Below are 6,529 nucleotides of genomic sequence, written 5' to 3'. Positions count from 1 at the left end.
ATCCCCTTTTTTATTTTCAATTAAAATAAGAATGGAAAATACGTAAAAATGCATAAAATTTAAAATTTTAAACTAAAAATTTTACTAAAAATCATTAATACAAAAGTAAAAAGAAAACTAATTTTAATTTAAATTAAAATTAGTCAGTAGCTATAATAACTAAATAGCTAAAAAAAATAGAATGAATGCAGTTAATATCTTAGCTGCGATAAGCTAAATAGTTATTAAAGATAATTATTAAATTATAAAAAATAATTATAATTAAAAAATCAATAACTATCTTGCTTTTACATGGTTTCTGTCTTCTGGAACTTTTTTAAATAAAATCCTATATCTACATTTAGGACATTTGTTTCCTCTGGATTCCTTATGTAATCTCATTTCTTGAGGATCTACTTCAGTTCCACATTGAGGGCAATAATACAATTAGTTTCCTCCAACTACTCTTTTAATGTTACGGGTAGCAGCTTTTGCCATAGGAGTTTCAGGTACATATGCTCCACCGGTAAAGACGGTACCACATTTTTTACATTCCCAAATTCCAGCACTTACTCTTTTGACGTAAGGTCTGTCACATTTAGGGCAAACATGTTTCTTTTTCATGTTTTCTTCGATTTTCTTAACTTGTCTTTTTGCTTTTCTTCCGTATCTAGCACCAAATCTGCCAGTAATACCAACTTTTTTTGTTCTTGCCATTTAAAATATCTCCAGTAAAATTGAATTAATTAAATATTAAGCTTCAACACCTACAAAGCTTAATTTATATTATTTAATCCCATCATCGATAAATAATAAATATAATAGATAATAAGACATACTCTTGTCTTCATTTAAAAGATCATAAAAAATCTGCTTTACTAATTATAAAACGATAATGATAATTAAAATAAAGAGAATGATTGTTAAAATTATAAAACCATTACAGCAATTAGGCTATAAATTTAACTAATAATATAATATAGTATTTATAAGTATATAAAGTTAATGGTTTTTTGGATATTTTAATTAAGAAAAATAGCTGTTTTTTATTATAGATTGGAATGAATCTTTAATTTTCTAATTAAAATAATAAATCAAACTATTTTTTACAATAAATATTTATATTAAAACAATTTTGAAAATAAATAAAAAAATTATGAATAAAATAAAAAATAATTAAAAACTAGTTAAGAGAATTACTCAAAACTAGTAAAAATTCTAATCAAACTTTTTAAAAAGTCTGACTAGTCTAAATAACTTAATAGATCGTCTTTGGTAGTGAATGCCATATGTACAGCATCAAGGATTTCATCTCTGGTTAAAGGTGCTTCTCCACCTTTTTGCATGGAACAAACATGGTTTCCTTCATCAGTAACACCAATGGTTATTCTTGCATCCAAGATTTCTTCCTCTTCTAAAGAAGGATCTAAAACTAAGCCATTGCCGATTTTTACAAATGTGGATAAAGCTAATTTATCTCTGATAGGTAAATCCATAGTTTCATCTTCAGATAAGACAACTTCATCATCAACATATTCAGCAACTGGTAATTTAGTGTTCATTAAAGCTGCCATTACAGCAAGGTTAGATGCATCAAAGAGATTTCCATCATAATCGATTACATGCAAGTCAATGAAAAGCATCCATACTTTTTTACCTTCTTCAATACAAAGCTTTTCTAAATCCACCAATTCACTTTCACGGATTCCACGATCTACAACACGTGCAAGTTCAATGGATTCTGGGCTAGGTGGACCTGGTTCGAATCCAGGAGCAGCCATTGGCAAGAGTTCACAGTTGGTCATCAATACACCTAAATTAGGGGTGTCTCCGAATGGTTCACCAATAGTTGGTTTTACACCTACAATAACTTGAGTGTCACCTAATTTAACTCTTGCAGAACCTTCTGCCTTATCAATTACATTAGGTTCAATGAAAATATCTCTTCTTTCATCAAAAGCTCTTCCATCAGCTCTTTTACCATCATTTATAAGTCTTGTAATACTTCTTCTAGTAATTTCTGGTACAATATCCATATTTTCACAACCTATTCTGAACTATACCTAGCTTTTAAAGCTTCATGTTGGAGTTCGCTAATCTTTTTACAACCTTCAATAGCTAAATCCAAAGCTTCTTCAAATTCTTCTTCAGTTAAGTTACCGTCTGCTTGGAGTAAAGTAATTTCGCCGGTTCTTGGCATGATAGCGATAGGAACGTCAGCTTGTCCTTCCTTATCCTCTTTTTCAGATAAGTCCACTACAATTTGGTCATTTACCTTACCTGCTGCACAGCCCACTACAATATCTTTCATTGGAATACCTGCATCAGCTAATGCTACAGCAGCTGCAGTAATTCCTGCACAACGGGTTCCACCTTCCGCTTCAATGATTTCAATTGATACATCGACCATGGATCTTGGGAAAGATTCCAACATTAAAGCAGGTCTGAGTGCATCAGCAGCTATTTTGGAAATTTCAGTTGATCTTCTATCTGGACCTGGTCTTTTACGGTCATCTACTGAAAATGGAGCCATGTTGTATCTTACTCTAATTACACCAGTATTAGGTTTTAATAAACGTCTAATATAAGATTCTCTTGGACCATAGACAGATGCTAAAATTTTATTTCCACCAACTTCCAAGTAAGCAGAACCATCTGCTCTTTTTAAGACTCCAGCTTCAATTTTAATTGGACGGAGCTCATCAAAAGCTCTTCCATCGGCTCTTAATTCTTTGTCATTTGACATACTAAAAAACACCTCTTCTTATGTCACGTTTAAATTATAAATAATAATGATAATATTTGAAACATATTAATTATTCAATTATATCAATTCAAATTCAACAGCTTAAATACCTCTTCTTTGTGAAATGTTCAAAGTAGGAGAGTTGGAATTATCTGCACGACTTAAGTCAAAAGAAGATTTATTGTTGTTCTTTTTTTGTTCATTTATGTATTCATAAGTGTCCATAAAATTTGGTTTTTTGGATTTTTCTCCCTTTTCTTCATCAGTTTCATCGCCAGATTCTTCTTCTGCATTCTCTTGTGAAGTTTCTTCTTCGGCATCGTCAGATTCTTCTGCATCATCTTCAGCAGATTCCTCTTCATCTGCAGCCTCTTCTTCAACTTCATCTTCAGAAATAGCTTCACTTATTACATCTTCCAATTCTTCATCAGAGACATCTTCATCGAATTCTTCGATTTCATCTTCAGATTCATCATCTAAGTCTTCAAATTCTTCTTCAAATTCTTCTTCGATATCTTCATAATCTTCAGATTCATCATTAAATTCTTCCACATCTTCCTCTTCGGAATCATCTAAATCTTCATCTTCTATAACATCGAAACCTTCTTCAGCTAATTCCTTTTCAACTTCTTCTCTGAAGTCTTGAAGTTCAGGTTTTTTCAAGCCATCTTCGAATGCATCTTCTTCAAAATCATCTTCGACTTGTTCTTCTTCCTTAGCCACTTCCTCTTCTGGAGGCAATTCGCCATCGATAAGTAAACAAAGTTTGTTTTTAATTCTATCAGTTAAGCCAGAGGTATGAGCTTCTTTTTCTATAAGCTTGATAATGTTTTTAACAATCTGTTCCATGTCTTCATTACCTTTTACCCAAACAAGACCATTTTGACCGACTACAATCTTACAGCCAGTCTTATCTTTGATCATGTTGATCATGGAACCTTTCTTACCAATCAAACGAGGCACTTTAGTAGGAGCAATGTCTACAATGACTCCTCCTTTAAATTTACCCATTCCACGGCCTTTTAAACCTAATTTAACCTTTTTAACTTCATCAACATCGACGATTCTTAAGAAAAGAACATCACCAATATCGAATACTCTACTCAATTCCTTTTTCTCTCTTCCGAATACTTCAGATGCAGGCAAGATACCAGAGTATGGTGAGTTTATGTCCACTCCCCACATTGAAAATCTGACATCATCGATTTTACCAATAACTACATCTCCTTTTTTAGGAAGATATTTACTTTTTAAAGGAATTACACTAATTTTCTTATTTCTTAAAGAAACTAAACCTAAGAGTTTGGAACATATTTTTCCATCATCCTCAAAGGTTCCTCTTCCTGAATAATAATCATCTTCTGCTAATAATTCTCCAGGAACAACTAAATCTTTTTCATTCACATATATCATATATATACTTCCCATAAGAGTATATCAAATTCAACTACACACCTAAATTAAAACACCTATAACGTTAATTCAATTAGTCTCTTATTCTCTAATTAAATTAAAATCCATTAAGCCATTCAATTGCCAATGAACCTGTTTATAGTTATTTAATTAATTTAGTTTCAGCTTCTCCTCCTGAGATAGAAGCCATTTTATGATTAAAATCATCTTGAAGACCACCAGGCATTTCCACAATTCCAATCCAAGATCCATCTTGTTGCCATTCTTCATTTATGATTTGTCCGAATGGGCGAATTGCAGAATAAGCATTTCCTGCTGCTGTACTTGGTAATCTAACTGCTATTTTAACTTTTTCAAATTTAATTGGAATTAAAACTTTAATTGCTTTTAAAGCGATTTCAACTTGTTCATCAACAGATTTGAATGCATCAACCTTAACTTTAGCTTCATTCATTGCATTTTCAATCCTCATTGCAGGATGTGGAAGACCATTTTGAGGATTTATACCTTCTCTGGCTATTTTAGCAATGACCTGTTTTCTTTTGTCTTCCTGCATTTGCCTTCTTTGCTCTGCAGTTAATTGAACAGTTCCCTTTAAAAGAATCTGTTCTGCAACTTCCAAAACATCTGTTGTTTCGAATACTTTATTCATAGCTTCTTCTGAAGCCTTATCCCCTTTTTTGGAATCTTTGAATATTTCTTCGACAGCTAAAATATCTTCAATTTCAATTTTTTTCTCATTATCAGGATTTCTAAAGTCTGCAGCTAAATCAGGATCAACTAAAATTTCAAATTTTTCGCCATGAGATTCTAATCTTGCAATAATAGCCTCATCTATATTTACCATGCTTACTCACCTAATCCAATATAATTTGATAAATCGTCTACATTTAAAAAAATAAAATGTAAGAATAATTTGCAATACATTAATAAAAATGTAAGAATAAAAGGAGAATTCATAAGAATTCTCAAAAGAAATAAAATTTAGATGAAAGTTAAACAATTAGATGTATTTAACAATCATTCTAATATGCTTATGTTTTTTCAAGAATTTCTCTGTGAGTACTAACTTTACGCCAAACTTTGCGGTTTGCCTTACAACATTACTCTTCAGAGCCTTCTTCAGTAGCATTCTCTTCATCATTTTTATCTGCTTCTTCTTCAGAAACTTCTTCAGATTCAGCTTCTTCCACTTTTTCTGCTTCTACAGTTTCTTCTGCAGCTTCAGTTTCTTCAGCTTCCTCTTCTGCAGCTTCCTCTTCCTCTTCTTCAGCCTTTCTCTCAAGAAGAGCTTTGACATATTCAGATACTTCCTCTTCAGAAAGTTTTCTGTAGCTTTGAGTATCTACTTCAATGACAGCTATTTCAACACTTTGTTCAGAGGTTCTGCCTTCAGTAGCTTCATAAAGTGCATCTAAACCTAAGTTGATTGCACCTTCTAAACTGATGTCGTCTTCATAGCTTTCTTCGAAGACATCCATAGCTGCTTGTACACCAGATCCGATAGCGGTTGCCTTATATTCAATTAAAGCTCCACTTGGGTCTGTTTCGAATAATTTTACGTCTTCACCATTCACTCCACCAATGATGAGTGCTGAACCGAAAGGTCTTACACCACCATTTTGGGTGTACATTTGTTTCATGTCACAGATTTTTTTAGCTAAACCTCCAACTAAAATTGGTTCATTGTAAGTTATTTTATTAATCTGAGATTCAATACGTGCTCTTTCAATTAAAGCTCTTGCATCAGCAACAAGACCGGAAGTAGCAGCACCAATATGATTGTCGATTTGGAATATTTTTTCAATTGATTTTGCTTCCACTAATCTGCTGACAGTTCTTTTATCTACAATAAGAACTACACCATCTTTGGATTTAAGACCTAAAGAAGTGGTTCCTCTTTTTACAGCTTCTCTTGCGTATTCTACTTGGAAAAGTCTTCCATCTGGACTGAATACAGTAATTGCTCTGTCATATCCAGCATTTTGTTGTTGTAAAGGTTGCATTTAATATCACCTATTTTAATAAACTTTTTTTAATTCTGATTAACTGCCTAATAAACTACATATTTTATTTAAAATCAATCCGATTTGCTTAAAATGATATGAGTTTTAATTTCATTCCTCAAATTTACAATGATTAAAAACCAATCAATCATACAAATGAATTAATGATCAATTTTATTTAAATTACTTGTTTTCCCTTATTTTGTAAATTACAGTGCTATAAAAAGAATAAAATAAATTGAACCATAATCTACTTTAAACCAATTGAACTAATTTTAAAAAATAAACCAAACATTCTGTTATTTGGTAATATGTATTTTATTGATATTTCTGTCAATAATATATTATTATAAAGTTATTTATAAATCTTTGTAAAAATTTTTTA

General features: G+C 31.6%; 5 protein-coding genes and 2 pseudogenes. All 7 read right to left on the bottom strand.

Annotated features, from left to right (window positions below):
• Positions 1-276: 276 nt before the first annotated feature.
• Positions 277-426, bottom strand: a complete 150-nt coding sequence (locus ACKI67_RS05935) for a DNA-directed RNA polymerase subunit P (RefSeq protein WP_407462516.1) — start codon at positions 424-426, stop codon at positions 277-279.
• Positions 427-696: a 50S ribosomal protein L37Ae gene (gene rpl37A / locus ACKI67_RS05930; RefSeq protein WP_292788178.1), complete on the bottom strand. Its 270-nt coding sequence runs from the start codon at positions 694-696 to the stop codon at positions 427-429.
• Positions 697-1,223: 527 nt separating this feature from the next.
• Positions 1,224-2,015, bottom strand: coding sequence for an exosome complex protein Rrp42 (rrp42, locus tag ACKI67_RS05925; RefSeq protein WP_407462515.1), 792 nt, complete (start codon positions 2,013-2,015; stop codon positions 1,224-1,226).
• Between the two features lie 11 nt (positions 2,016-2,026).
• On the bottom strand, positions 2,027-2,725 hold the full coding sequence (rrp41, locus tag ACKI67_RS05920; RefSeq protein ID WP_407462514.1) for an exosome complex exonuclease Rrp41: 699 nt from the start codon (positions 2,723-2,725) through the stop codon (positions 2,027-2,029).
• A 735-nt stretch (positions 2,726-3,460) separates the two neighbouring features.
• Positions 3,461-4,138: pseudogene (gene rrp4 / locus ACKI67_RS05915) on the bottom strand (exosome complex RNA-binding protein Rrp4); the annotation flags it as partial.
• A gap of 142 nt (positions 4,139-4,280) precedes the next feature.
• Complete coding sequence (locus ACKI67_RS05910; RefSeq protein ID WP_407462513.1) at positions 4,281-4,985, bottom strand: ribosome assembly factor SBDS; 705 nt, start codon at positions 4,983-4,985, stop codon at positions 4,281-4,283.
• Positions 4,986-5,391: 406 nt separating this feature from the next.
• Positions 5,392-6,144 (bottom strand): annotated as a pseudogene (gene psmA, locus ACKI67_RS05905) (archaeal proteasome endopeptidase complex subunit alpha); the annotation flags it as partial.
• Positions 6,145-6,529 lie beyond the last annotated feature (385 nt).

Source organism: Methanobrevibacter sp. (assembly GCF_045577275.1).
In the GTDB taxonomy this organism is placed as follows: domain Archaea; phylum Methanobacteriota; class Methanobacteria; order Methanobacteriales; family Methanobacteriaceae; genus Methanobrevibacter.
The sequence above is the reverse complement of the archived record's forward strand: the minus strand, read 5'-3'. Positions and strand labels throughout refer to the sequence as shown.

Excerpts from the sequence above, each read along its gene's own strand:
- rpl37A (WP_292788178.1), bottom strand. The coding sequence starts at position 696 with ATGGCAAGAACAAAAAAAGTTGGTATTACTGGCAGATTTGGTGCTAGA.
- rrp42 (WP_407462515.1), bottom strand. The coding sequence starts at position 2,015 with ATGGATATTGTACCAGAAATTACTAGAAGAAGTATTACAAGACTTATA.
- rrp41 (WP_407462514.1), bottom strand. The coding sequence starts at position 2,725 with ATGTCAAATGACAAAGAATTAAGAGCCGATGGAAGAGCTTTTGATGAG.
- ACKI67_RS05910 (WP_407462513.1), bottom strand. The coding sequence starts at position 4,985 with ATGGTAAATATAGATGAGGCTATTATTGCAAGATTAGAATCTCATGGC.